Here is a 25,241-nt window from a genome sequence, read left to right on the forward strand (position 1 = left end):
AACCCTCTGACGAAGGGCGCCGGGGGCAGGGCAAAGCGAGGGTCCTTTGCCAGGGATGGCAAAGGTAGCGCCCAGGGAGGGGTTCACAGCGCCCTCGCGGCGCCCTGCTGCCGGATAAGCCCATGTCATATAGAGGTTTAGGGCGGCCCTGAGGGCGGCTCTGTAGCGGTTTCGGGACTGCCTGGCCGCGACGTCTGCCATCGAAAGATGTCAGGGAAAAGTCTGCGGGGTTAAGAAACATTGTTTCTTATGCTGAGCTTAACTTAAAATGACGGCCTTACCGCTTCTTGCAACGCCATCCGGCAAGGCTCGTTCATGACCCGTTCTCGTCTCGATCTCAAGCGTATCGTCGCTTTCAACGTCACCGGCCTGCTGCTGCTGTTGAGCTGGGCCTGGCCCCACGGCGTGCTGTGGAACGATCTCGACGACCGCATCTTCTGGTTCTTCAACGCCCTGATCACCCCCGAGCCCAACTGGTGGGACGACACTCTGGCGATCCTCAACCATCGCGCCTTCGACATGATCTCGCTGGCGATCATGGGCCTGCTGTTCCTGTGGGCCATGCGCCGCGATCCGCATCCTCAGCGCCTGACGCGCTGGATCGGTATCGGCGTGACCATGGTGCTCACCGCCGGCGTGCTGGCGCTGTTCACCACCAAGGGCATCAGCTATGGCCACCCCAGCCCGACCCGCTTCTTCGCCAACGCCATGCGCCTGACCGACGTGGTCTCGATTCCGACCAAGGATTCGGCATCGAACAGCTTCCCCGGTGACCACGGGCTGATGCTGATGGTGTTCGCCGGCTTCATGCTGCGCTTCGCCGCGCGCCGCATCGCCCTGCTCAGCGTGGCCTTCGTGGTGCTGCTGAGCGCGCCGCGCATCATGGTCGGCGCGCACTGGTTCAGCGACGTCTACATGGGCGCGCTGAGCATCGCCCTGATCGCCCTGCCGTGGGTCCTGTGTACGCCGCTGGCAGCCGCTACCGCCGGCCGAGTGCAGCGAGCGCTGGCGCGCTGGCTGCCGCAGCGTGTGCACCTGGGCTAAGGGACTGAGGGGCTGAGACTATAGCCCCTCTGATTCCAGCGCATCCTGCACCCCGCGTGACAACCGCCCGGCATTACGTGAGCTGGCGCTCTCGACATGCCCTTCGGATACCACCTGATTGCGCCCGGCCGACTTGGCGGCATACAGCCGCCGGTCGGCGAGCTCGATGATGCTCTGCAAATGCCCACCCTCGTCGGCACAGGCGATCCCCATCGACAGCGTCACCGGCATCAGTTGGCCGCTGAACTGACACGGGCGTCGCGCCAGCCGCACGCGAATGCGCTCGGCGACCGTCACCGCCTCGGCGATACCGGTCTCGGGCAACAGCAGCAGGAACTCCTCGCCGCCGACGCGCCCAACGTCGTCCTCACCCCGCAGCGCATCGCTGAGCACGCCGGCCAAGTGGTGAAGTACTGCGTCCCCCGCGGTATGCCCGAAGTTGTCGTTGATCTCCTTGAAGTGATCGGCATCCACCAGAATCATCGCGAACGGCGTCTGCTGGCGCCAGTAGCTCGAGGCCTTCTCGAAGATGGCGCGGCGATTGAGCACCAGGGTCAGCGAGTCGTGCATGGCATCCCGGCGATAGCGGTACTCGTGGCGATCGGTAATTGTCAGCATGCGCAAGATCACCGCACACAGCATGGCAAAGACCGCCACCAGCAGGATATTCGCGAGTAGATGCTCCTGAAGCCCCTCCGGTGAGGCATTTAGACTGGGTAGCCCAATCAGACTCAGGGCCAGCGCCGTCAGTCCAGCGGTCCACAGCAGCTTGGTCCGTCGGCGCAGATCGGAGAGCATCAGCTCCACTTCGGCGAACAGCAGGCAGTAGACGACGCTGCTGCCGCTGCCCAGCACCAGGGCACAGCAGATCAGCAGTAAGAGAAAGGCACTCAGCTTCACGCCCAGCGCCAGCGCAACCCAGAGGTGCCGATGCAGACGCAGCGCCAGCACATACGCGAGCACACAGACGAGATTCAAATGTCCCAGCATGCTATAGCCAAGCAGATAGAGACATGGGGCAATGACGATCTGTAGGCCGAGTGTCAGCAGATAGATTTCGGCCATGATCTCGAAACTGCGGCGGCGCTCTACCGGCAGACTATCGGGGGGACGCGTGACGCGCCGCCAAAGATGAAAGAGATAGCGGCTAGGCATGGTGGTAGGCTCGCAATCTTGTTATTCGCTTGGCACGGGCACGGCGCGCGCCCAAAAACCGGTATCGCCCGAATTTGAAGCGCGGGAACGTGAGAGCACTAGAGTATCGCTTTTTTTAACTTCAAATAACATTCGAATTTGCCGATTTACTTTGTAAGCCAATGCCGACATTGACGACACTGACTTTCTATTAACAAATTCTGATAACCTCGGTTTCCGCCGGGGCATCTAGACCTCCCCCGGAAACCGTCACCACTCTCTGCTACCACTCTCTAAAGAAGGACTCGCTCACCCATGCGCTTCATGCACAACGACGACCTAGGCAAACTGCTGCTACGACTCTGTGTGGGGATTCTGATCCTGCTTCACGGTCTGCACAAGCTCATGGACCCCACCAGTCTCAACGGTATCGCCTACCAGCTGGCGCAGATGGGCGTGCCCTCCTTTGTCGCCTATGGCGTCCTGGTGGGTGAAATCATCGCCCCACTGATGACAATCGTTGGCTGGCAGGCAAGGCTGGGCGGGATGCTGATGGCCATCAACATGCTGGTGGCCATCGTTCTGGTCCATCTATCGCAGCTCCACAGCCTCAACGGCCAAGGGGGCTGGACGCTGGAGCTGCAGGGGATGTTCCTCGGCGCCGCGCTGGCAGTCATGTTTCTGGGCAGCGGACGGATGGCCTTCAAGCCGGACTGAAGATTATCGTTTTTTCCTGCTCTGCTTTTTCCTGCATTAGTGGTGCATGACAGGCGGCTATTTTTTATTTTAAAGATTACTAATATTGAAGATAGGGCGTATTCACGCCCAGCCCAGCTGCGACAGACGCTGCGCCATCAGCTCGGAAAAACGCTTGAACCAGCGCTGATTGAGCGGTGACGGATGCGGCAATGGTGCCAGCGTAAAATGGCGTTGATGGCCGTCCGGCAGGCGCAGTTCGATCTGGTGCAGCGCCGAGAAGCGGTCCTCCCGCGCCCAGAAAGCGTCGAGCGCCGCACGCACCTCACGCGGCTGCTCGATGCCGAACCACAAGAAGGCTTCCCGTCCCAGGGTGATGATCCTCTCGCCCTGCCAGCAGGTATCGAGCAGATCCGCCACCAGCGGTCGAAAGCGGCGCTTGACCGCCATCGACCACGCCTTGTTGCCCTGCGGCTTGTAGGGCACGGTATTGATCCAGAACAGTTCGCGGCCGATCGCTAGAGACGTCTCGACATCCGGCAGCGGCTCACGGTGGCGGTGCCGGTAGAGTTCGCCCCGCACCTTCTGCCCGCCGGCGCCGACGAACGGCTCTCCGGTTTCGACCTCACGGGTGCCCGGGTCACGGCCGAAGATCGCCAGGGGCGCATCGCATGGGCCGAGCCCGACGATCGGCTCGCAGGGGTCGCGCCCAAAGCGCGCATAGGTGTCGCGATCCAGGCGCTCGAGCTCGGCTGCCTCCCGGCGCAGGGCCGCCTCGATGGTCGCCGGCAGCCGTACCGGGCGTGCGCTCGTCTTCATGTGCTCTCCTTAATGCACGCTCCTTCATGCGCCAACGCTGACCGTTCGTCGTCATCGGCCTACCTTCGCCGCGACGATTCAACCGGTGGGAAAATTGAGCACCAGCAACCCGGCATTGAGATAGCCGGCGAAGCTGACCCAGATCAGGTAGGGCAGCAACAGCACCACCGCCAGTCGCGAATAGCGCGAGAAGGTCACCAGCGTCCATACGATCAGCCCCCACATCAGCAGCAGATCGAGCAGCCCCACCAGCATCCAGTGGGCGCCGAAGAACAGCCACGACCACAGCGCATTGGCGACGAGCTGGGCGACGAAAGGCGTCAGGGCCTGGCGCCGCTGGCCCGACGGCGCCACCAGTGTGACCCGCCAAGCGGCCACCGCCATCAGCAGATAGAGCAGCGTCCAGGCCACCGGAAAGAGCCAGTCCGGGGGCGTCAGCGGCGGTTTGGTGAGCGCTTCGTACCAGGGGCCGGGCGGCGCCAGAATGCCGCTGCTGGCGGCGAGCGCCACCAGCAGCAACCAGCCGAGGAAGATCGCCAGCGAGCGATTCATACGGCTTACCAGGAGCCGGTGTTTTCCATCGACGCCCAGGGCTCCTGCGCCGGCTTCGGCTCGCCCTTCTGCAGCAGTTCGATGGAGATACCGTCAGGCGAACGCACGAAGGCCATATGGCCATCCCGCGGCGGGCGGTTGATGGTCACGCCGTTGGCCTGGAGCTTGTCGCACAGCGCATAGATGTCGTCGACGCGATAGGCCAGGTGGCCGAAGTTACGCCCGCCGGTGTAGGTCTCCGGGTCCCAGTTGTAGGTCAGCTCGACCATCGGCGACTTTTCGGCCTCGGCACGCGGGCGGTCGTTGGGCGTGGCGAGAAAGACCAGCGTGAAACGGCCCTTTTCGCTCTCCCTGCGCGACACCTCTTCGAGACCGAGCAGATCGCAATAGAAATGCAGCGAGGCGTCGAGATCCGACACGCGCACCATCGTGTGCAGGTATTCCATGGGAATCTTCCTGATTCGTCAGTGAGTTGAACCGTTTCATGGTAGACCAGGAACGCGCAGCGGTGAATGCCGGCGCCCGCTTCGTGCGGCTTCCTCCTCGGCGCCGCCGATCGCGACCTCGACGCCCCCGCGCGGCTCGCACACAATTCAGCCATCCCTATCGAGGAGTCAGCATGGATTCTCTGACACAAGCCTGCCTGGGCGCCGCGGTCGCCGGCGCGGTGATGCCGCGTCTGGGGTGCCGCGCGCTGCTGCTGGGCGCGGCACTGGGTACCCTGCCCGACCTGGACGTGGCGATCGACTACGGCGACGCAGTGGCCGACTACACCCGCCATCGCGGCTTCAGCCACTCCCTGCCTGTACTCGCCGCCCTGGCCACGTTGCTGGCGTGGCTGGCCAGCCGCTGGCGGCGTAGCCGCGAGATCGCCTCCTTCGCCCACTGGTGGTGGCTGTTCGCGCTCTGCCTCCTGACCCACCCGCTGCTCGACGCTTTCACCACCTACGGCACCCAGCTGCTGTGGCCGCTGCCGCTAACGCCGGTGAGCTGGCACAGCCTGTTCATCATCGACCCCGCCTACACGCTGCCGCTGCTGATCGGGGTGCTGGTGTTCGCGATCCGCCCGCGGCGGCGCCCGCTGGGTATCGCGCTGGGAGTCTCCTGCGCCTACATCGGGTTCAGCCTAGGCGCTCAGGCGTTCGTCGAGTCGCGGGTCAAGAGTGCACTGGCTGCCCGCGGCCTGGCACAGGCGCCCATGCTGGTGCAGCCGGCACCGTTGACCACCCTGCTGTGGCGGGTGACGGTGATCGATCAGGATCATGCCCTGGAGGGTTGGGTGGGACTGCTGGATGGCGACGCGCCGGTGACACTGACGCCCTGGCCGCTGGGTGACACCTGGCGCCAGAGCGCATTGGCCACGCCGGATGGCCAGCGCCTGGCCTGGTTCAGCGGCCCTTTTCTGCGCTACGACGTGGTCACGCCAGAAGACGCCCAACCGCGCCTGACCGCCACCGACCTGCGCCTGGGAATCCCCGGCCTACACCCATTCGTCTTCACCCTCGCCACCCGCGATGCCGCCGGCGACTGGCGACCCGTGCCCAGCGTGCGCGAGAGCCAGGGGCGCCCCGACCGCGCGCTGCTCGAACGCCTGCTGGCGCGAGTCGTCGACCCCGGCGTCGAACCGGTTCTCCCTCCTCGCGACGTGGCGGATGGGCCTGGATAGCATTCGCCACGCCCAACGACAAGCGCCCGCCACCGTCAGGTAGCGGGCGCTTGACCCAAGGCGATAGCGAACTCAGCAGTGAGTGCTGACGTACTCGGCAATCGCCTGCTTGGCTTCGGTCAGGGCCGCCTGCTTCTGGTCGTCGCCCATGTTGAGGCCTTCGGCATAGATGGCGTGGACATCCTTGATGCCGATCAGACCCAGCATGTGACGCAGGTGCGGCGTCTGGGAATCCATCTCGGTGCCGGCATACATGCCGCCGCGCGCCGCCAGGATCAGCCCTGACTTGCCCTCGAGTAGGCCCACCGGGCCGTTTTCGGTGTACTTGAAGGTCTTGCCCGCACGCAGGATACGATCGAACCAGGCCTTGAGCTGGCTGGGGATGCCGAGGTTGTAGAGCGGTACCGCGAGCACGATCAGATCGGCGGCCTCGACCTCGGCCAGCAGCACGTCGGAGTGGCGCGCCAGTGCGGCCTGCTCCGGGGTGCGCGCACTGGGCTCGGTCATCCAGCTACCCATCTCTTCACCGCTCAGGTGCGGCAGTTCGCTTGCGACCACGTCACGCTCGACCAGCGTGACATCGCGCCCTTCGAGGGCGGACTTGAAAGCCGCGGCGAGGCCGCGGGACTGGCCATTCTCGCCGAACAGCGAGCTGGTGATCAGCAGGATGCGTTGAGTCATGGACGAAGCTTCCCTAGCAGAGTGAGTGGGGCGCGGAGATGAAGCCCGCCGAGGACGGCGGGTGAACGCTGATCGCCATTATTCATTGTGGTTTTTGAAATGAAAACCGCGAATATTGGCACGAATCATTCGATGCAGTCGTTCAAATGTTAGCGCGTCGCCTCCACGCCCTGCCCACAACCCTGCCACTCGTGGCGCCCGTAGCGCAGGGTCACCTTGACCGGCCACGGCTGCCCGCTCATGTCATCGAAGCAGGCGCCGGCGCGCAGATCCATCTCCAGCGGCTGACGCCCACTGTCGCTGACCAGCACCATGCGTGCATCGCTGCCGTTCTTCACCGAGGCCACGCGGTAGTGGAAGGTATCGGTCGCCTGGCCGTAGTCGGACACCAGCGTCAGGGTGGTGGTCTGACGATCCAGCGAGACGTTCCAGCCCGGCTCGTTGCCGCTGGCGTAGAAGATGCTCTGGGGATGCGCCTGGCGCGTGGTGGTCGCGCGCTCGCTGGCCAGCGCGCAAACCAGTTGGCCATGGTCGCTCTCGACCCGGGCATCGCGGCCGTGGCGCTCGAAGGCGACCCCACCGAGTACATAGCGGTCACCGTCGGCCGCCACCGCACGCTGCAGTTCGGTGCTACCGAGGGCGGTCCACAGGCGCAGGCGCTTGGCATCCGGCGTGGTGGTCACCAGATTCTGCGACGGCGTACAGCGCCAGGCGCTAAAGCGCTCACCACCATCGGCAAAGAAAGCACTCGGCAGCAGCGGTGACTGCGGCGCGCTGGCGGAGGCCGGGTTGTCCTTGGCGATATCCGCGCCTGCTACGCCCGACGTCGGCTGGGTGCCCCCGGCACAGCCGGCGACCAGCGAAGCGAGCAGAAGTGTGGCTGCGAGCCCTGGCGCGCGGGGCGACGTCAGAGCGCGATGAAGAGCACGACGAAAAGCGACGAGAGGCGCAGAAGACATGAGCGAGTTCCCGAATATGGTTGTCTAAGAGTGGTTGTCTAAGAGTGGTTGGCTGAGAGCAATTGGCTGAGACCGTCTGTCTGAGAATGATCGGCCGCAAGCAGCGAGCGGTTGAACGATGAAAAGGCGACGCAAGCGAACTCACAACGCGTGACGCAGACTACCATGCGCGGTCGGCGCGGGTCCTGCCGGTGCGCCAGGCGCAGGCGCTTGCCCTACTTTTCGAGCGCTTCGCGGTCGAGTTCGCCTCGCCAATAGGCATCGACGGCCTTCTTCAGCTCGCGGTGAACACCGATCCGCGGATAGCCGGGCGTGCGAACCTGCGTCGTCATGGGTAGGGTCTCTGTGCAATAGCGGGTAACATCGGGGGCCGACGGCCAGACACGCAGTCTCGCCACGCCCTCTCCCTGAATCAACCGCGTTTTCTCAACCCCTGACGTGAACAATATTCATAGCATGCTCGAACTCCGCCACCTCCGTACGCTGATTGCCCTGCGAGATACCGGCTCGCTGGTCGAGGCGGCGGAGCGTGTTCATCTCACCCAGTCGGCGCTGTCGCATCAGATCAAGGATCTGGAGTCGCGCCTGGGCATGCCGCTGTTCGCGCGCAAGACGCGCCCGGTCGCCTTCACCCGCGCCGGCGAGCGGCTGCTGACCCTGGCCGAGCAGGTGCTGCCGCAGCTGCGCCTGGCCGAGCGCGATCTCGCTCGTCTCGCCGGGCACGAGCAGGGCCGCCTGCACATGGCGATCGAGTGCCATAGCTGCTTTCAGTGGCTGATGCCCACGGTCGACCACTTCCGCGATCACTGGCCCGAAGTGGAGGTGGACATCCCCAGCGGCCAGAACTTCGATCTGCTGCCGGCGCTGGTGCGCGAGGCCCTCGATCTGGTGATCACCGACAATCCCGAGCCGCTGCCCGGCATCCACTATGCCCCACTGTTCCGCTACGAGGGGCTGCTGGCGGTGGCCAAGCAACACGCTCTGGCCGGGCAGAGCTGGGTCGAGCCGCCGGATCTGGCCACCGAGACGCTGATCGTCTACCCCATCGACCACTCGCGGCTGGATATCTTCACCCAATTCCTGGAGCCGGCGGCGATTCGCCCGCGCGAGATCCGCAGCGCCGAGCTGACAGTGATGATGATGCAGCTGGTGGCCAGCGGTCGCGGCGTCTGCGCCCTGCCCAACTGGGCGCTGACCGAATATCTGGAGCGCGACTACGTCAAGGCGCTGCCGCTGGGCAAGGAAGGGGTGTGGAGCACGCTCTACGCCGCGGTTCGCGACAACGACCGGGCGCTGCCGTGGATGGAGGATTTCATTCGCACCGCGCGGGATACGTCGTTTGCGGTGCTGAGCGGTATCAAACCGGCCTGAGAGGGTGATTACAAAATGCCTGCGCTCGACAATACGGCGTTGAAATCGACCTCAAAATACTCATTTACACCGAGTAAACTCCGCTTTTTCGGCCGATTTCGCCTTGTCTTGCCTTCGCTCGCCGAATTTGTCCCCCCCCCCCCCTCTGAGCGACATCAGCGGCGCTCACTGAGCGCCGTCGTCGAAATTGAGCGGGCTGATCGATTCGCGCGCATGCAGCGGCAGCAGCAGGCTGAAGCGCGCCCCGCCCAGGCGCTCGCTGCGATCCACCACCACGTTGCCGCCGTGCCACGCCATGATCTTCTGCACGATCGACAGCCCCAGGCCATAGCCGCCGGAGCGACGCGTGCGGCTGTCGTCGAGCCGGGCAAAGGGCTTGAAGATGGCGATACGATCCTTCTCTGGCACGCCGGGGCCGTCGTCCTCGACATCGATACGAATTGCCCGCGGCTCGCGGTGAATGGTGACGCAGACCTGGGTCTCGGCGTGGCGACAGGCGTTGGCGACAAGGTTTTGCACCGCGCGCTGCAGATAACGCGGCTCCGCCTCCACCTCCAGCTCCTCGCCGTCGGCCACGGTCAGCGTCAGGTGCGGATGCAGTGGGCTCAAGATCTCCAACACCCGCCACGCCAGCGCGCGGCACTCCAGGCTTTCGGTCTTGAGCGTGACGCCCTGGGCGTTCTCACTGTCGAGCTTGGCATAGGTGAGGATCTCATCGATCAGACGATCGAGCTCGGAGATATCCTCGTCGATGCCCTCCAACTGCTTGCGCGCATGCCCCTCACCGTAGAGATCCTCGAGCATCTGCACCGCGAAGCGGATGCGCGCCACTGGCGTGCGCAGCTCGTGGGAGACCGCGCGGATCATCTCCTGCTGGCTGCGCAACAGCGACTGCACCTGCGCCGCCATACCGTTGAGTGCCATGCCCAGGCGGCCGAGAAAATCGTTGCCATCGACCCGCACGCGGGCGTTGAGATGGCCGGCAGCAATCCGCGTCGCCGCGCGCTCGAGCCGGCCGACCCGGCCTTCGACGCTCCACACGATCAGATAGATCGCCCCCGCCAAGATGATCAACACGATGATCAACAGCGACAGCGCCAGTGATAGCGGCATCGCCTCGAAGCTGGGCAGCGGGCCGATACTCAGCCAGCGGTCGGGGCCGACCCGAGCGTGGATATAGAGCGCGCTCAGGCTAGGGTCGAGACGCACCACCACCTCGCCGGCATCGAGCCGGGTGGCCTGGATCGGGTCGACGTTGGATGGCGGATCGGCGTGGAGCGCGACCGGCACGTGAAACTGCTGCTGCACCCGATGCAGGCGCTTGGCCTGCACCTTGCTCGACTCACCGCTGAGCCAGGTACGCAGGACCTCGGTGATGCCGCGCAGCTGCATCTCGTTGAGCGAGTTGATGCGCGCCGCCAGCACCCAGTCGGACTGCGGCACCTTGTAGAGCGAGCGCCAGCCCTCGCCGGTGGACTCGATCACCGGGCGCTTCTCTTCCAGCCGAGCACGTTCGAAATAATCCAGCGAGAGATCTTCCAGCCGAAACAGCCCCAGCGGCATGCCCAAGGTCGAGGCCATCGAGGCGAGCCAGTCGTCGCGCTTGCTGGGTGGCTGACGCGAGACCAGATCGGCGAGCAGCGCTAGAGGCCCGCTGACCAGATTTTCGCGGTAGTGCTCCTGACGTACCTTGTCGACCATCAGAAAGCCGAACAGCGCCAGCCCGAAGGTGATCACCAAGGCGGCCAACAGCGCCAGGTAGAAACGCAAAAAGGTGCTGTCGGTAAGCGAACGCCGCATCGCTGCTCTCGCGGGGAGTGAGGGGGTGGGTCGGCAAACGGCGGTGACCGCGGGGCGGTCACCGCCGCGGCTCAGCTATCCCTGACGAACAGGTAGCCTTTGCTACGCACCGTCTTGATGCGGTGGGGGTGATTGGGATCGTCGCCGATCTTGGGACGAATACGCGATACGCGCACGTCGATGGAACGATCCTGGCCGTCGTATTTGATCCCGCGCAGCTGCGAGAAGATCTCCTCGCGGGTGAGTACGCGTCCGGCGTTGTCGGCCAGCAACCAGAGCAGATCGAACTCGGCACTGGTGAGATCGATGCGCTGCTCCTCGAGCCAGGCTTCGCGGGTGGCGCTGTCGATCACCAGATTGTCGAAGGTCAAACGCGTGGCACCGCTCGACGACACCAGGCTGTCCGCGCGACGCATCAGCGCCCGCATGCGCGCCAGCAGCACCCGTGGCTGCACCGGCTTGGGTACGTAGTCGTCGGCGCCCATCTCCAGTCCCAGCACCTGATCCATGTCGTCGGTGCGGGCGGTCAGCATCAGAATGGGGCCGGCGTAGTGCGGACGCGCCCGGCGGCAGATGGAAAGTCCATCCTCGCCTGGCAGCATCAGATCGAGGATGACCATATCCGGCTGCTCCTCGATGATGCGCTCCACGCCGTGGCCGCCATCGTGCTCCAGTCCGACCTGGAAACCGTTGGCTTCCAGATATTCGCGCGTCAGATGCGCCAGCCGTTCGTCATCTTCGATGATCAGAACGCGATCTTGATGTGCAGTGCTGTCCAAGCTGTCTTCCATCCCTATGAGTTGGCCTCGAAACCCGGCCCTGCATACCACTGATTCATTTATTGTGTGACGCGCGAAGGCATCGACCGATTGATAGTGAACGGTGGACCAAGGTGGCCTATAACGCAACGAAATCTTGAGACAGGCTGCGAGGCGCCAAGCTCACCCGGCACAAGTGGTATCGGAGTATTCATGATACCTCATAAGCCCCCCATGCAACCTACTAACTCGGTTAGATAATTTGGCGTTAGTCACTATCCAGCACGCTTTCTCGAGAGAGACTTCAGGCTGGTTGCGTGAGATAACAGATAACCTTTCACTCATTAGACTTAGGAAAAGCTCACCTCAATCACTTCCGCATGTCGCGACTCGGTGACGCCATTGCGCCGCGATCATCGGCTGAGTTCGACCTCACGGGTCTTGCCATCGCGCAGCGTCACCTGCTTGATGATGATCGGACTACGCGCCTCACCGCCGGGCAACAGTACGCTGCCGGCCACATAGAACACCCCGGCGGGAATGCCCCGCACCACGAAGTAGCCGTTGTCGTCGGTCTTGGCGTAATGGGTGTAATCACGCGCTCGCGGGTCGGCCGGCTCGATCCGGCGGCCGGACAGCGCGACATCCGCGGCCTCGGCGGCGTAACGCGTCGCCGGCGCCACCGAGATCGTCTCGTTGGCACCGACAATCGTCTGACCACTCGGCGTGGTGTAGCTGAGTCGCCCCTGCACCGCGGCAGTGCCGTGCTTCTCGAGCTTGGCGTACTCCTCGGCCGGAAATGCGATCTGACGCTTGACCACATTCTCGTCGCGGGACTGGCTGCCGAAGATATCGGGCATCTCGAAGCTGCCGGTGGAAAGGCTCTCGCACCCGGTCAGCCCCAGCGTGATCAAAAGGGGTAACAGCCAGGGCCGCCACTGTGTCAGCGTCATCTTCGACTCCTTGCATGCAACGCGCGCGTTCATGGCCGGACATTCCTTACCCGGATAAACCACGATAGACGCTTATCTTACGTCACGCCGCACTGTCGATCTGTCCGACAGTGTCATCTTGGGTAACTCGAGAATTCGATTGTAAACGACAATCACGCAGAGATTACGCAAGCGTTGTCGCCACTGGGCGACGGACTGATCGAGCCGCTGGGCGACGGACTGATCGAGCCACTGGGCGACGGACTGGTCGAGAGAGGCGATTCAGGGACTACGCGGGCTCAGGGTCAGATGGTCGGCACGAATCTGGATATCGAAGCGGCCGAGAAAGCTCATGCCGAGCAGCACCATGTCATCGCCGATACCGGCATGGATCGATCCTGTCACCCGACGCGCCGACAGACCGCCCAGACGTACGCTGTCGAGCGTGGTGAGATGGCCCTGGACACGCCCATTGGCAGTGGTGAAGGTGGCCGCAGGGCCAGGTTGCAGCCCCAGGCGCTCGGCCAGCCCCCGCGACAGCGAGACATAGGTAGCGCCTGTATCGAGCAGAAAGGTGACCGGCTGGCCGTCGATCTCGCCCGGGGCGACGAAGTGGCCAGCTGCGTTGCGCGCTAGGGTAACCGGCGCGCCGGGGGCGGCGTGGCTGGAGAGCTCGAGATTGGGATTGGCACGCCGGCTTTCGACGCCGCGAAACCACCACATCGCCAACGCCAGCATCACCACCCAGCACAGCAGCATCATGCCGAGGCCGAGACGCCGGGTAGTGCGTTGCGCGTCAGCCATCGGCTCGCCTCCCATACGAATTCATCGGGTTCGATGCGACGCTCAGCGTGGGATCAAGGGTATCGATGCAGGTCACGCTGACCTCGGCCAGCACGTGTCCGCGCATCGCTGCGCGGACACGATTTAACTGCGATTGATCGACATGCCACCATCGACCAGCATCGCGCTGCCGGTCATGAACCCGGCATCCTCCGAAGCCAGGAACAGCGCCGCGCGAGCGAGTTCTTCCGGCCGCGCCAGACGCTTGAGCGCGTGCATCTGCGCAACTTGCGCCAGGGCCTCCGGCGTATCGTTCATCGCATCCGCCATCGGCGTCTGCGTGCCGCCAGGCAATAGCGCATTGACGCGAATGGCATGCGGACCGAACTCCGCCGCCAGCGCCTGGGTCAGGCCAATCAGGCCAGACTTGCTGGCAGCGTAGGCGGCGGTCCCGGGGAAGCCCACAGTGTAGCCAACGAAGGTGGACGTAAAAATCAGCGAACCGCCACCGCGTGCCAGCATCGCCGGAATCTGATGCTTGGCACCGAGGAAGGCCGCACTGAGGTTGGTGTCGAGCGTCTCGCGCCACGCCTGTGCATCCAGCTGGGGGGTCGGAATCAACGTCCCGAGCGTGCCGGCGTTGTTGAACGCGATATCCAGACCACCGAAACGCTCGATTGCCAGAGCCACCAGCGCCTGCGCATAGGGTTCGTCGCGGACGTCGCCGGCCAACCAAGCAGCCTGACCGCCGGCATCGACAATCTGTGCGGCGACGGCCTGCAGCGCCGCACCGCGCCGTGCCGCCAGCACCACACAGGCGCCCTCGCTCGCAAATAGCCGCGCCGCGGCCTGACCAATCCCGGAACTGGCGCCAGTGATTAGCGCGATCTTGCCTTGTAAGCGTTTCATCCATGTCTCCATTGTGTCGAAGGAACATGGATGATCGACAAAAGGCCACCTCGCTACTCGCCGTTTTCGGACCTGACAGTGGCGAAATGGCGATGGGACCTACGCGGGCGGTAGCGCAGGGTCTTCTGCGCCACGGCTTCTTCTTCGTTATCCAAGCCCCCGGCCATGGTGTGCAAGCCCAGGTCATTGGACGGGCCGATAAGCGAGCTCACCATCACGCCCTTCTGTTCGCCGAGACAGCCTCTCGATGGGCTCGCCGCGGTTGTCGCTAAAGCGCATGACGATCTCCTGTCTCTCCGGGGGGATCGCCTACTGGCCTGGAGTGATGCAAGGGCATCCGCGACCCACTGCGCAAGCGTCCTGCGGAGTGCTACAGTCGCCATCACGACGCAGCCACTCTGTACTCACCAAGCACCCACTCCCGTTCACCGATAACCCTAAGGTTCCCGCAGGCGTTTGTCATGACATATCTCGCTTCCCCCTCCCAGACGCCCGCCCAACTGGGCTTTCGCATGCCGGCGGAGTTCGCCCCCCACGATGCCTGCTGGATGCTGTGGCCACAGCGTCCGGACAACTGGCGCCTGGGGGCCAAGCCGGCGCAGCGCGCCTTCGTCGATGTCGCCCGCGCCATCGCCGAGAGCGAGACCGTGATCGTGGGCGTCAACGACGAGCAGTACGAGAACGCCCGCCACCAGTTACCGGCGCACATTCGAGTGGTCGAGCTCTCCAGCAACGATGCCTGGATGCGCGATGTCGGCCCGACCTTCGTCACCCACCCGGACGGGCGTATCGCCGTCGTCGACTGGGACTTCAACGCCTGGGGCGGGCTCAAGGGCGGGCTCTACTTCCCGTGGGACAAGGATCGCCGCATTCGCCGCAAGATCGCCGAGATGCTGGGCATTCCCTGCTTCACCGCGCCGATGGTGCTGGAGGGCGGCGCGATCCATGTGGATGGCGAGGGCACGCTGATCACCACCGAAGAGTGTCTGCTCAACCCCAACCGCAATCCTGAGCTCGACCGCGAGGCGCAGACCCAGCTACTGGCCGACTATCTGGGCATCGAGAAGGTGATCTGGCTGCCGGCGGGCTGCTACCAGGACGAGACCGACGGCCACGTCGACAACCTCTGCTGTTTCATTGCCCCCGGCGTGGTGGCACTGACCTGGACCGACGACGAGAGCGACCCGCAGCATGCCATCTCGCAGCAGGCGCTGGAGATTCTGCAACAGGCCACCGACGCCCGCGGCCGCCGCTTCGTGATCCACAAGCTGCCGCAGCCGGGCCCGCTCTATCTGGGCGAAGAGGAAGCCAGCGGCGTAGACCGCCTGTCGAGCTCGCGCCCGCGGCGCCCGGGGGATCGCATGGCAGCCTCCTACGTCAACTTCTATATCGGCACCAGCGTGGTAGCGATGCCGCTGCTCGACCCTGCCCACGACGCCAGTGTGCGCGAGATACTGGAAGGGCTCTTCCCGGGGCGCCGGGTGATCGGCGTGCCGGCACGCGAGATCCTGCTCGGCGGCGGCAACATCCACTGCATCACCCAGCAGCAACCCCGGCCCTGAACGCAGCGCCAACGCAAGCTGCCCTCATCGGCAGAAGGCAACGCCGCGCATCCCCAGATGGAAGTGGTTGGCGTGCGCGGCGTTGTAGTCGGGGCCGATCACGGTCCCGAAATAGCCGCATGCCCCCGCCTGTACCTCGCGCAGAAACGCAGCACGCCTGCCCTCGCCGTCCCAATCCTCGAGTAGGTCGATGCGCTCGCCGCTGGCCAGGGTGAAGCTTGCGACATCCAGCGCCGAGGCCGTGGCGTGCTCGCTGCGCCGCGCGTTCTCACGGTGATAGATATTACGGCAGGCGAAGGAGCCGAAATGGCGCACGGCATTGACGCGGCTGCCGAAGGTGCGCTCGGCCAGCGGCTGGAGTTCGTGACGCTCGAACATCGTCCATGCCAAGGCCAGCGGGCAGGTGGCGACGAAGCTCGAACTGAAGCGCACCCCGGTGCTCTGGAGACGTACCACGTCGGTCAGCGGGCAGCCCTGCACCGGGGTGTAGTCCGCCAGCGGCGTGAAACGCACCTCAGGCGCCGTGCGCAGCGCCGCGCGGCACGCCTCGAGGTCGCGTTCGACGCGCGCGAGCTTGAGCCGGGTGACCGGTGTCACCGGGTCGTCCACCGCCAGCGGCGCGAACGGATTCCACGCCCGGGGCACCTCGATGACATGCTTGTCGAGCGCCACACCCAGCGCGATCAGCGCCAGCCATCCCAGCGTCGTTGCGCGCATGTGCCTCCCTGCACCGTGTTGCCGATTCCAGGTCTAGCTTAGGTGGCTGCATCGCATTCCGCCCAAGACGATGTCGCCGCGCGGAGACCTTGACGCCACGACGAGGACATTGCGACCACTCTTCACTATTCCTGGGCACCAATCTCTTCTAATCTGGACACATGGGCTTACAGGGCGCTGCGTCGCGCTGCCCAACCGCGCCATCAACTCGATTACCCAGCTCGATTACCCAGATTGTCGCGTCAGGGAGGACCACAATGCCGGGATGCGCGAGACACGAATCGGTATGCCGGCGCTGCGATGCTCCGCTGCCGTTCGACTTCACCATGGCCTTCCAGCCGCTCGTCGACCTGGAACGTGGCGAAATCTACGGCTACGAGGCACTGGTACGCGGCAGCGACGGCGGCTCCGCGGCCAGCGTGCTCAGCCGGGTCGACGACGATAACCTCTACCGCTTCGATCAGGCGTGCCGGGTCAAGGCGCTGGAGCTGGCCCATCGACTCGGCCACCAGGGCCTGCTCTCGATCAACTTCCTGCCCAACGCCGTCTACGAGCCCGAGGCCTGCATCCAGGCCACACTGATCACCGCCGAGCGGCTGGGCTGGCCGTTGGACCGGCTCTGCTTCGAGATCATCGAGACCGAGAAAGTCCGGGATCGGCGTCACCTGCAGAACATCGTCGACACCTATCGCGACATGGGCATGACCGTCGCCCTGGATGATTTCGGCAGTGGCCACGCCAATCTGGATTTGCTGGTGGATATCATGCCCGACCTGCTCAAGATCGACCGCCGTCTGGTGGATGGCGTCGATAACGCCCCGCGCCAGCAGATCCTGATCGATCAGATCATTACGTTAGCCAAGAAGCTCGATATCGCCCTGATCGCAGAAGGCGTGGAGACGCTGGAAGAGGCGCGCTGGCTCTACCGGCGCGGTATCACTCGCCAGCAGGGCTACTGGTACGCGCGTCCGGAAACCGAGGGTCTGCCGCAGTGCCAGCCGGCCCAGTTCGCACTGGTACGCGGCCAGCACTGAGACTCACAGCAGCATCAGAAAAATGCGCGTACGGCCAGGAACAGCACCGTCGGCGCCAGCAGGATGCCCAGGCCAGTGTAGAAGGTCGCGGTCATCGCACCGTACGGCACCAGCCGCGCATCGGTGGCGGCGAGCCCTGCCGCCACCCCGCTGGTGGTGCCGATCAGCCCCCCGAAGATCATCGCCGAGCGCGGATTGTCGAGCCCGATCAGGCGCGCCGTGGCCGGGGTCGCGATCATGGTCAGGATCGACTTGACCAGACCGGCGGCGATCGACAGCGCGATCACCTCGGAACTCGCCCCGAGGGTGGCACCGGTCACCGGGCCGACGATATAGGTCACCGCACCGGCGGCGATGGTGGTGATGTCCACCGGGTCGGTATAGCCGAAGCCGACCGCGACCACCGCGCCGGCCACGAACGACACCAGCACGCCGAGAAACAGTGCGATCACTCCACGCAGCCCGGCCTTCTTGATCTCCTGGAAACGCACCCCATAGGCGGTGGCGATGATCGCCAGGTCGCGCAGCATACCGCCGCCCATCAGGCCCAGCCCCGAGAACAGGGTGACATCGGACAACCCCTTGCTGCCGCCGGTGGAGACGCCCCCCACGTAGGCCAGCACCAGGCCGATGATGATCGCGATGGCCGAACCGTGCAGGCGCCCGGCGGTGAGATGGCGGCTGAGCCAGTAGGCCACGTACATGGTCAGGCCGACCACGGCGAAGGCCGCGATCAGATGGTACTTGTCGACCAGCGACACGATGGAGTCGTTCATGCGGGCTCTCCCCTGTTGTTGTTAACGTGCGGAACGATCGGAAGCGGGCGCCCGGGAGGGCGGCATGGCGGCGCTGGCGGGCGGGTCCAGCGGTTGCGCGTCCTCTCCTTTCTTGCCGGTGAGCACCGGCACCAGCGCCAGCCCCAGCGCCACCGCCAGCACCCCGGCGACGATCGCCACCATGCCACCGCTGAAGGCCGCGGCCACGTTCTGGCTCGCCGCCATGGCGACCACGATCGGGATGTACATCGCGTTCCAGAAATTGATGCCGCTCTCGGTCGCCTCCGGCAGCTTGCCGCGGTCCTTGAGATAGCCGGTCACGAAGATCAGCAGCAGCATGGCGATACCCACGCCGCCCAGGTTGGCGCTGATACCCAGCAGTTGGCCCAGCACATCGCCGATGATCAGCCCCACCAGCATGCAGCCGGCGAGTAGCGCAACACCGTAGATCACCATCGTCATTCACCTCCGGGGCGTTGTTGTGGCGCCGGCGAGCCCCTGATCACCGGCGCTTGTTATGGCAGGAACTGGCGCAGACTGGCGCCGACCTCAGCGCGTCGCCGTGGCCGGTGTCTGGTAGATATCGGCGTAGCGCTCACGCAGCGCGTTCTTCTGCACCTTGCCCATCACGTTGCGCGGCAGGCTGTCGATGAAGAACACCCGCTTGGGCTGCTTGTAGCGCGCCACCTTGTCGCTGAGCGAGGCGAGCACCTGGGCCTCGTCGAGTGCAGCACCCGGCTTGAGCACCACCGCGGCGGTGACGCCCTCGCCCAGGTCCGGGTGGTTGACGCCGATCACCGCCGACTCGACCACCTCCGGCAGCTCGTCGATCCACTGCTCGATCTCCTTGGGATAGACGTTGTAGCCGCCGGAGATCACCAGATCCTTGTCGCGGCCGACGATCGACAGATAGCCGTCGCTGTCGATCACCCCCAGATCGCCGGTGATGAAGAAGCCATCCTCGCGGAACTCGGCGGCGGTCTTCTCGGGCATGCGCCAGTACCCCTTGAATACGTTGGGGCCGCGCACTTCCACCAGCCCGGTCTCCCCCGCCGCCAGCACCTTGCCGCTGTCGCGATCGGTGATGCGCACCTCACTGCCGGGCAGCGCGAAGCCGACCGTGCCGGGGCGGCGCTCGCCGTCGTAGGGGTTGGAGGTGTTCATGTTGGTCTCGGTCATGCCATAGCGCTCGAGAATGGCGTGGCCGGTGCGTTCGAAGAAGTCGCGGTGGGTCTCCGCCAGCAGCGGCGCCGAGCCAGAGACGAACAGGCGCATGTTGCGCACCGCCTCGCGGTCGAGACGCGGACTGGCGAGCAGGCGGGTATAGAAGGTCGGCACCCCCATCAGCACGGTCGCCCGCGGCATCAGCGTGATCAGCTGCTCCGGATCGAGCTTGGGCAGGAAGGTCATCGAAGCGCCGACGGTGAGAATGATGTTGCACGCCACGAACAGCCCGTGGGTATGGAAGATCGGCAGCGCGTGGAGCAGATGGTCATCGCTGCCGAAGTGCCAGGTCTCGGCCAGCGCCTGGCTGTTGGCGGCGAGGTTGGCGTGGGTCAGCATCGCGCCCTTGGAGCGCCCGGTGGTGCCGGAGGTGTAGAGAATCGCCGCCAGATCGTCACCGCCCAGCTCGGCGATCTCCGTGTCCGCTTCGGCCGCCTCGGCAAGCGCCATCAGCGAACCGTCGGCCGCCGCCCCCAGGGTCTCGACCGCGGTCGGTGTCTGATAAACATCGCCGCAGCGCTCGGCGAGCCGCTCGGCGCTGTCGCGGTCCTCTGGGCGGCACACGTAGAGTCGCGGTTCGGCATCGCCGAGGAAGTACTCGATCTCGGCCTCGGTGTAGGCGGTATTGAGCGGCAAATAGACGGCGCCGACCTGCAGACAGGCGAGATAGAGCATCACCGTCTGCGGGCTCTTGTCGACCTGCACCACCACCCGCTCGCCAGGGGTCACGCCGCGCTCGCGCAGTACCCGCGCCAGACGCCGCGAGGTATCGAGCACGTCGCGGTAGCGATAGCTCGCCCCCTCGGCGGTGTCGATCAGCACCTTCTCCGGCTGGCGCGAGAAGTTGTCGAAGAACTGAAGGTAAAGATTTTGATTCATGCCACTCTCCTGCGATTCATATCACGCTTGCGATTCATATCACTCTTACGATTCATGACTGGACTGCTGCTGGCCGCCGCGGCGACTCGCCTGCAAGCCAGGTACTATCTTTTTTCGGGCCATCTTTCGTCGGGCGATCGTTCGTCGGGCCTTCGTTCGCCGGGCCACACCCGATGACACTCGCGCCCGGTGTCCGCACGCCGGACCTCATGCCTTGGCCTTGGGATCGCCTTTGGCACCGGCCTTGGGGCTGCTCTTGGTATCGCCCTTGGCATTGACCTTGGCATCGCTCTTGGGCGCGGCGAGCAGGCGGCTGCGCGCCTGCTTGGCATCGCGCCGGATCTCCTGGGTGCATATCACGCTACCCTCGCGGCTGAACGCTTCGTGGTTCTGTTCGATCCGTTCGAGCTCGTAGAGATAGTTGACCATCAGCGCGTGGGACTGCTTGAGCCCCTTCTCCGACAGGTCACCCGGCCAGTTGAGGCGATGCAGGCTGGCGCCGTTGCCGAGATGGAAGCGCGCCACCGGATCGAGCGGCATACCGCTGTCGCCGCGCTTGACGTCGATCAGGTAGTGGGCGGCCAGCGCGCGCACGTCGGGGGCGAGCTTGTCACGCGCCTTGCCCGGCTCGCGCCAGTGCCCGGCGTCGAGCTCGGCGACGAGATCGTCGTGGAGGTCCAATTCACCCTGGTCGCGGGCCTGCTGCAGCCAGGCGGCGAAGCCCGGTACCGGCGACAGGGTGACGAAGTTTTCCAGATTGGGCAGCTCGCGCTTGAGCTCCTGCACCACCTGCTTGATCAGGAAATTGCCGAAGGAGATGCCCTTGAGCCCGGCCTGGCAGTTGCTGATGCTGTAGAAGGCGGCGGTATCCGCCTCCTGCGGCGGCACCTCGTCACCGCTCTCGAGGATGGTCTGGATGTTGTCGGGAATGCCGCGGCACAGCGCTACTTCGACGAAGATCAGCGGCTCGTCGCCGGTGGCCGGGTGGAAGAAGGCGTAGCAGTGGCGGTCATCGGGATCGAGCCGCCGGCGGAGATCGCCCCAGTCACGAATCGCGTGTACCGCCTCGTAGCGGATCAGCTTTTCGAGCACCGCCGCCGAGGTGTTCCAGTCGATGCTCTCCAGCATCAGGAAGCCGCGGTTGAACCAGGAGGCGAATAGATGCGCGAAATCCGCATCCAGCGGCGCCAGTTCCGGGTGGGCCTTGAGCAGACCGAGCAGATCGGCGCGCATCTTCACCAGCTCATAGGTACCGCCGGGGCAGAGATTGAGCCGGCGCAGCAGGTGCTGGCGACGCGGTTCGCACACTGCGAACAGCTGCGCCAGGCTGGCGTTGTCCTCGGCCGCCTGATAAGCCGCATAGGCGGCGTGAATTTGCTCGGGCTCGGCGGCGTAGTGCTCGGCGAGCAGCTGGAAGAAGGCCAGGCGCCCGGCGTCATCGAGAGAGGCATAGCGCTCCAGCGCCTCCTGGGCGATCAGGATCTGCGAGGCCTCCCCGCCGGGCAGCATCAGCGTCTCGCACACCGAGGTCAGGCGCGCGAGGCTGCTTGGGGTGTCGCGCTTGTCGGCGTGCGCGGCCTGACCGCGAGTGCGGCGGCCGATGCTCGACAGGAGTTCCTGCAGAAAATTCATGTTGACGTTCATGCCGGCCCTCTCGGGTATGGAATGGGTGCGCTCGCTGACTTTTCAGACTCGACTGCTCAGATCTGACGGTTCAGGTCTGACTGCCCAGGTCTGACGGTCAGAAAAAGCCTGACGGGATCTCACGGGCGCAGGTGTTAACATACAAGTCACCGTTCTGTTATATACAACAGTCACGACTCCCGACTTCACTGTCAACATGGGAAAAAGTCTAAGATGGCGGCACAGCTCCGCTACCAGGCGAGCCCTAGAAGGCTGAAAAGACGGTAAATTCTGGCAGGACTACGGAAGCGGAAAAGCAGAGGAGAATGTCGAGCATGGCCAGCGTCCCCCAGGCCCAGCGACTGCGCGATCTACTCGAGGACGCGATCGTCGAGGGCCACTACGCCCCCGGTGACCGCCTCGACCCCGAGGCGCTGGCGCGCGACTACGCCTGCTCGCGCACGCCGATCCGCGAGGCGCTGCAGCAGCTAGCCGCCTCGGGCATGGTCAAGGTGCTGCCCAAGCGCGGCACCTTCGTGGCCCAGTTGGGGGTGACCGAACTGGTCGAGCGCTTCGAGGTGATGGCGGAACTGGAGGGGATGTGCGCAAGGCTGGCGGCGCGGCGTGCCACCCCCGAGGAGCTGCAAGGCCTACGTGAGGCACATCGCGCGTGCCACGCGTGCCTCGAAGCGGGCGACGTCGATGGCTACTACTACGAGAATGGCGTTTTCCACCATCTGATCTACGCCGCCGGCCACAACGCCTTCCTGACTCAGGAGGCGACACGGCTGCACGCCATTCTCAAGCCCTACCGGCGCCTGCAGCTGCACGTGCGCCAACGCATGCAGAGCAGCTACGCCGAGCATCAGGCGATCATCGCCGCGCTGGAAGCCGGCGACGCCGCGGGCGCCGAGCAGGCGATCCGCGATCACGTGCAGATTCAGGGCGAGCGTTTCAACGATCTGGTGGCATCGATGCAGCGGCTGCAGGCCATGCGCCGCTGACGGCGGGCAACACGGCGGCGCCCGTCAGCGCACCAGCAGCGTCAACAGCAGAGCCACGGCCCCGACCACCAGTGCCACCGACACGCTCACGCTGACCAGACGATTGAGCCAGCGGTCGAAGCGCGACAGCGCCATCGGCGCGGCTCGCCGGGTAGCGCCCTGCGGGGCACGGCGGGGGGATCGGTTAGACATGAGCAGTGGGCAATCGGTTAAAGGAAAGGTGGGTGATACCAAGGTTAACGGCCGTGACTCCCGTTACATTAGGCCGCGCCGGGATTTTTCTCCACTGCCACGCGATCTTGCCACCCACCACCTCTCTCCCCACCCAGCTATCTCTCCTACGTTCTCTCTTCTACGTTCTCTCTCCTCTACCCTGTATTCATCCTCTGACCACGCCCACCGGCCACCGGCGCCCAGAAACGAAAAAGGGCCCCGCCGAATCGGGGCCCGATAGCGTACTCCGCCCACCACCAATGGCGAGCGGCACGCTTCAGCGCGGGTTGATGCGGCGGTTCTTGACGTCCGGCGCGCGGCGGTAGCGATCCTCGTCGGCCAGCTCTTCCGCCTCGAACGCATCCGCCCCCACCGGGGTCTCGCTGTGGCGGCGGTAGAGCGCGGTGAGCATCGCCTTGCGGTCGGCCCGGAGCTCCTTGATCATCACCGAGATCATGCCGTAGAGGATGAAGGTGAACGGCAGCGCCGAGAGCACCGCTGCCGACTGCAACCCCTTGAGGCCGCTCTCGCCGCCGGCGGAGAGCAGGGTCAGGCAGATCGCGGCGATCAGCACACCCCAGATCACGCGCTTGAGTAGCGGCGGATTGAGCGAGCCATTATCGGTCATCTGCGACACGATGTAGGTCGCCGAGTCGGCCGAGGTCACCAGAAAGATGAAGATCAGGCACAGCGCCACCACCGACAGCACGTTGGAGAACGGCATCAGATCGAACATGCGGAACAGCGCCGAGGTGATGTTGTCCGCGGTGGCCTGGGCAAGACCTGCGTCGCTGTGCAGCTCCATCTGGATCGCCGCACCGCCGAACACCCCGATCCACAGGCACGCCAGCAGCGGCGGCACGATCAGCACGCCGAACACGTACTGCTTGATCGTGCGCCCGCGCGAGATACGTGCCACGAAGGTCCCCACGAACGGCGACCAGGCGATCACCCAGGCCCAGTAGAAGATGGTCCAGCCAGCGGCCCAGTCGCTGCCGTTGTAGGGCGACATGCGCAGGCTCATGCCGATGAAGTTCTGCAGGTAGTCACCGATGCCCAGGGTGATGGTCTCCAGAATCTTGACCGTGGGCCCGGTGAACAGGATGTAGAACATCAGTGCGAAGCAGATGATCAGATTGAGGTTGGAGAGATTCTTGATCCCCTTGTCCAGCCCCGAGGTGGCCGAGATCATGTAGCAGACGAACATCGCCCCCATGATGATGAACTGCCAGGTCATGTTCTCCTCGACCCCGAACACCGAATGCAGGCCGCCGTTGATCTGCAGCACCGCCAGGCCGATCGAGGTGGCCACCCCCATTACCGTGGCGACCACCGCGAAGATGTCGAGCACCGGCCCCAGCCGGCGCAGCTTGGGGCGCTTGGCGGTGACCGAGGAGAGCACGTTGGAGACCATGCCCGCCTGACCCTTGCGGAACTGGTAGTAGGCGATGATCAGCCCGACCACCGAGAACGCCGCCCACTGGTGAATACCCCAGTTGAAGAAGCTGTACTGGATGGCGTAGCGCGCCGCTTCGGGCGTGGCCCCCTGGACGTCGCCGAACGGCGGGTTGAGATAGTGGGTCATGGGTTCGGCCATGCCGTAGAACACCAGCCCCACGCCGAAGCCGGCGGCCAGCAGCATGCTCACCCAGGAGAAAAAACCGTAGGTCGGCTTGCTGTCCTGGGGCCCGAGCCGGATCTTGCCGTACTTGCTGAAGGCCAGTACCACCAGGAAGGTCACGAAACCGAACACCGAGATCAGATAGAACCAGCCGAAATAGTGCGTGGTCGCACCGAGCGCGGTGTTGGCGAGTTCGCCGAAGCGGTTAGGAAAGATGGCACCGATGGCCACGATCGCGGCAATCAGCACCGCGGATACGATGAATACACCTTGCTTGCCAAGTCTGGCCATAAGGACTCCCCGGTCGTTGTCTCTCTTCCTTGAATCATGCCGGCGTCGCAACGCCGGGCTGGCCACAGTATAGACGAGGCGATTTTCGGCCCGCGTCGGCCGGCCCGGCACGACGGGCATGAATCAAACGTAGGCTGTGCACGAAAAGTCGGCGAGCGAAGGCAAGATAAGGCAAAAATCGGCGAGAGAGCGG

At 64.7% G+C, this 25,241-nt stretch carries 25 protein-coding genes and 1 pseudogene; 7 read left to right on the top strand and 19 right to left on the bottom strand.

Features of this window, described 5'->3' with window-relative positions; genetic code table 11:
• Positions 1 to 315: 315 nt before the first annotated feature.
• On the top strand, positions 316 to 1,044 hold the full coding sequence (locus tag J0A90_RS05685) for a phosphatase PAP2 family protein (protein ID WP_207032174.1): 729 nt from the start codon (positions 316 to 318) through the stop codon (positions 1,042 to 1,044).
• A gap of 18 nt (positions 1,045 to 1,062) precedes the next feature.
• On the opposite strand, the gene J0A90_RS05690 is transcribed toward J0A90_RS05685, so the two are convergent.
• Positions 1,063 to 2,109: a GGDEF domain-containing protein gene (locus J0A90_RS05690; RefSeq protein ID WP_207032175.1), complete on the bottom strand. Its 1,047-nt coding sequence runs from the start codon at positions 2,107 to 2,109 to the stop codon at positions 1,063 to 1,065.
• Between the two features lie 384 nt (positions 2,110 to 2,493).
• Between J0A90_RS05690 and J0A90_RS05695 the strand changes: the two genes are divergently transcribed.
• Positions 2,494 to 2,895 (top strand): DoxX family protein, encoded by a 402-nt coding sequence (locus tag J0A90_RS05695; protein ID WP_370635729.1) that lies wholly within the window; start codon positions 2,494 to 2,496, stop codon positions 2,893 to 2,895.
• A gap of 102 nt (positions 2,896 to 2,997) precedes the next feature.
• Here J0A90_RS05695 and J0A90_RS05700 read toward each other — a convergent pair whose 3' ends face one another.
• From J0A90_RS05700 to J0A90_RS05710, 3 genes are all read right to left on the bottom strand, one after another.
• Positions 2,998 to 3,693 carry a uracil-DNA glycosylase family protein gene (locus tag J0A90_RS05700; RefSeq protein ID WP_207032176.1) on the bottom strand — a complete coding sequence of 232 codons (696 nt, stop codon included), beginning with the start codon at positions 3,691 to 3,693 and terminating at the stop codon, positions 2,998 to 3,000.
• Positions 3,694 to 3,771: 78 nt separating this feature from the next.
• A complete protein-coding gene (locus tag J0A90_RS05705; RefSeq protein WP_207032177.1) occupies positions 3,772 to 4,245 on the bottom strand; it encodes a TspO/MBR family protein in 474 nt (157 codons plus the stop codon).
• A gap of 5 nt (positions 4,246 to 4,250) precedes the next feature.
• On the bottom strand, positions 4,251 to 4,691 hold the full coding sequence (locus J0A90_RS05710; RefSeq protein ID WP_207032180.1) for a VOC family protein: 441 nt from the start codon (positions 4,689 to 4,691) through the stop codon (positions 4,251 to 4,253).
• Between the two features lie 173 nt (positions 4,692 to 4,864).
• On the opposite strand from J0A90_RS05710, the gene J0A90_RS05715 reads away from it, so the two are divergent.
• Positions 4,865 to 5,911, top strand: a complete 1,047-nt coding sequence (locus J0A90_RS05715) for a metal-dependent hydrolase (protein WP_207032181.1) — start codon at positions 4,865 to 4,867, stop codon at positions 5,909 to 5,911.
• Between the two features lie 72 nt (positions 5,912 to 5,983).
• Here the strand turns inward: J0A90_RS05715 and J0A90_RS05720 are convergent, their stop codons facing one another.
• The 3 genes and pseudogenes from J0A90_RS05720 to J0A90_RS05730 form a co-directional block, all read right to left on the bottom strand.
• Entirely contained in the window at positions 5,984 to 6,592 is a 609-nt protein-coding gene (locus J0A90_RS05720) for an FMN-dependent NADH-azoreductase (RefSeq protein ID WP_207032182.1), read from the bottom strand.
• Positions 6,593 to 6,741: 149 nt separating this feature from the next.
• Positions 6,742 to 7,551, bottom strand: a complete 810-nt coding sequence (locus J0A90_RS05725; RefSeq protein WP_207032183.1) for a C-type lysozyme, inhibitor — start codon at positions 7,549 to 7,551, stop codon at positions 6,742 to 6,744.
• A 218-nt stretch (positions 7,552 to 7,769) separates the two neighbouring features.
• Positions 7,770 to 7,883, bottom strand: a pseudogene (locus tag J0A90_RS05730) (hypothetical protein); the annotation flags it as partial.
• Between the two features lie 124 nt (positions 7,884 to 8,007).
• Between J0A90_RS05730 and J0A90_RS05735 the strand changes: the two are divergent.
• Complete coding sequence (locus J0A90_RS05735) at positions 8,008 to 8,922, top strand: LysR family transcriptional regulator (protein ID WP_207032185.1); 915 nt, start codon at positions 8,008 to 8,010, stop codon at positions 8,920 to 8,922.
• Between the two features lie 165 nt (positions 8,923 to 9,087).
• Here J0A90_RS05735 and J0A90_RS05740 read toward each other — a convergent pair whose 3' ends face one another.
• From J0A90_RS05740 to J0A90_RS05760, 5 genes are all read right to left on the bottom strand, one after another.
• A complete protein-coding gene (locus J0A90_RS05740; RefSeq protein ID WP_233076521.1) occupies positions 9,088 to 10,722 on the bottom strand; it encodes an ATP-binding protein in 1,635 nt (544 codons plus the stop codon).
• 71 nt (positions 10,723 to 10,793) lie between these two features.
• The gene (locus J0A90_RS05745) at positions 10,794 to 11,513 is read right to left on the bottom strand and encodes a response regulator transcription factor (RefSeq protein WP_207032193.1); all 720 of its coding nucleotides are present in this window, start codon (positions 11,511 to 11,513) and stop codon (positions 10,794 to 10,796) included.
• Between the two features lie 380 nt (positions 11,514 to 11,893).
• Positions 11,894 to 12,433 carry a carboxypeptidase regulatory-like domain-containing protein gene (locus J0A90_RS05750; protein ID WP_207032195.1) on the bottom strand — a complete coding sequence of 180 codons (540 nt, stop codon included), beginning with the start codon at positions 12,431 to 12,433 and terminating at the stop codon, positions 11,894 to 11,896.
• Positions 12,434 to 12,694: 261 nt separating this feature from the next.
• Positions 12,695 to 13,216: a TIGR02281 family clan AA aspartic protease gene (locus tag J0A90_RS05755; RefSeq protein WP_207032198.1), complete on the bottom strand. Its 522-nt coding sequence runs from the start codon at positions 13,214 to 13,216 to the stop codon at positions 12,695 to 12,697.
• Between the two features lie 123 nt (positions 13,217 to 13,339).
• Positions 13,340 to 14,116 carry an SDR family oxidoreductase gene (locus J0A90_RS05760; RefSeq protein WP_233076522.1) on the bottom strand — a complete coding sequence of 259 codons (777 nt, stop codon included), beginning with the start codon at positions 14,114 to 14,116 and terminating at the stop codon, positions 13,340 to 13,342.
• Positions 14,117 to 14,565: 449 nt separating this feature from the next.
• Between J0A90_RS05760 and aguA the strand changes: the two genes are divergently transcribed.
• Complete coding sequence (aguA, locus tag J0A90_RS05765) at positions 14,566 to 15,666, top strand: agmatine deiminase (protein ID WP_207032210.1); 1,101 nt, start codon at positions 14,566 to 14,568, stop codon at positions 15,664 to 15,666.
• 24 nt (positions 15,667 to 15,690) lie between these two features.
• Here the strand turns inward: aguA and J0A90_RS05770 are convergent, their stop codons facing one another.
• A complete protein-coding gene (locus tag J0A90_RS05770; protein ID WP_207032212.1) occupies positions 15,691 to 16,383 on the bottom strand; it encodes an extensin family protein in 693 nt (230 codons plus the stop codon).
• 257 nt (positions 16,384 to 16,640) lie between these two features.
• On the opposite strand from J0A90_RS05770, the gene J0A90_RS05775 reads away from it, so the two are divergent.
• Complete coding sequence (locus J0A90_RS05775) at positions 16,641 to 17,417, top strand: EAL domain-containing protein (RefSeq protein WP_207032214.1); 777 nt, start codon at positions 16,641 to 16,643, stop codon at positions 17,415 to 17,417.
• A gap of 14 nt (positions 17,418 to 17,431) precedes the next feature.
• Here J0A90_RS05775 and madM read toward each other — a convergent pair whose 3' ends face one another.
• The 4 genes from madM to J0A90_RS05795 all read right to left on the bottom strand — a co-directional run bounded on the left by madM (position 17,432) and on the right by J0A90_RS05795 (position 21,928).
• Positions 17,432 to 18,193, bottom strand: a complete 762-nt coding sequence (madM, locus tag J0A90_RS05780; RefSeq protein ID WP_207032216.1) for a malonate transporter subunit MadM — start codon at positions 18,191 to 18,193, stop codon at positions 17,432 to 17,434.
• A gap of 21 nt (positions 18,194 to 18,214) precedes the next feature.
• Positions 18,215 to 18,655 carry a malonate transporter subunit MadL gene (madL, locus tag J0A90_RS05785; RefSeq protein ID WP_233076523.1) on the bottom strand — a complete coding sequence of 147 codons (441 nt, stop codon included), beginning with the start codon at positions 18,653 to 18,655 and terminating at the stop codon, positions 18,215 to 18,217.
• A gap of 87 nt (positions 18,656 to 18,742) precedes the next feature.
• Positions 18,743 to 20,296 (bottom strand): malonyl-CoA synthase, encoded by a 1,554-nt coding sequence (locus J0A90_RS05790; protein WP_207032218.1) that lies wholly within the window; start codon positions 20,294 to 20,296, stop codon positions 18,743 to 18,745.
• 207 nt (positions 20,297 to 20,503) lie between these two features.
• Positions 20,504 to 21,928 (bottom strand): malonyl-CoA decarboxylase, encoded by a 1,425-nt coding sequence (locus tag J0A90_RS05795; protein ID WP_207033636.1) that lies wholly within the window; start codon positions 21,926 to 21,928, stop codon positions 20,504 to 20,506.
• 326 nt (positions 21,929 to 22,254) lie between these two features.
• Here J0A90_RS05795 and J0A90_RS05800 point away from each other — a divergent pair, with 326 nt between their 5' ends.
• On the top strand, positions 22,255 to 22,923 hold the full coding sequence (locus tag J0A90_RS05800; protein WP_207032220.1) for a GntR family transcriptional regulator: 669 nt from the start codon (positions 22,255 to 22,257) through the stop codon (positions 22,921 to 22,923).
• Positions 22,924 to 22,947: 24 nt separating this feature from the next.
• On the opposite strand, the gene J0A90_RS05805 is transcribed toward J0A90_RS05800, so the two are convergent.
• Positions 22,948 to 23,115: a hypothetical protein gene (locus tag J0A90_RS05805; protein WP_207032222.1), complete on the bottom strand. Its 168-nt coding sequence runs from the start codon at positions 23,113 to 23,115 to the stop codon at positions 22,948 to 22,950.
• 298 nt (positions 23,116 to 23,413) lie between these two features.
• On the bottom strand, positions 23,414 to 25,048 hold the full coding sequence (locus tag J0A90_RS05810; protein WP_207032224.1) for a BCCT family transporter: 1,635 nt from the start codon (positions 25,046 to 25,048) through the stop codon (positions 23,414 to 23,416).
• Positions 25,049 to 25,241 lie beyond the last annotated feature (193 nt).

The organism is Salinicola sp. DM10 (assembly GCF_017306975.2).
GTDB lineage: Bacteria > Pseudomonadota > Gammaproteobacteria > Pseudomonadales > Halomonadaceae > Salinicola.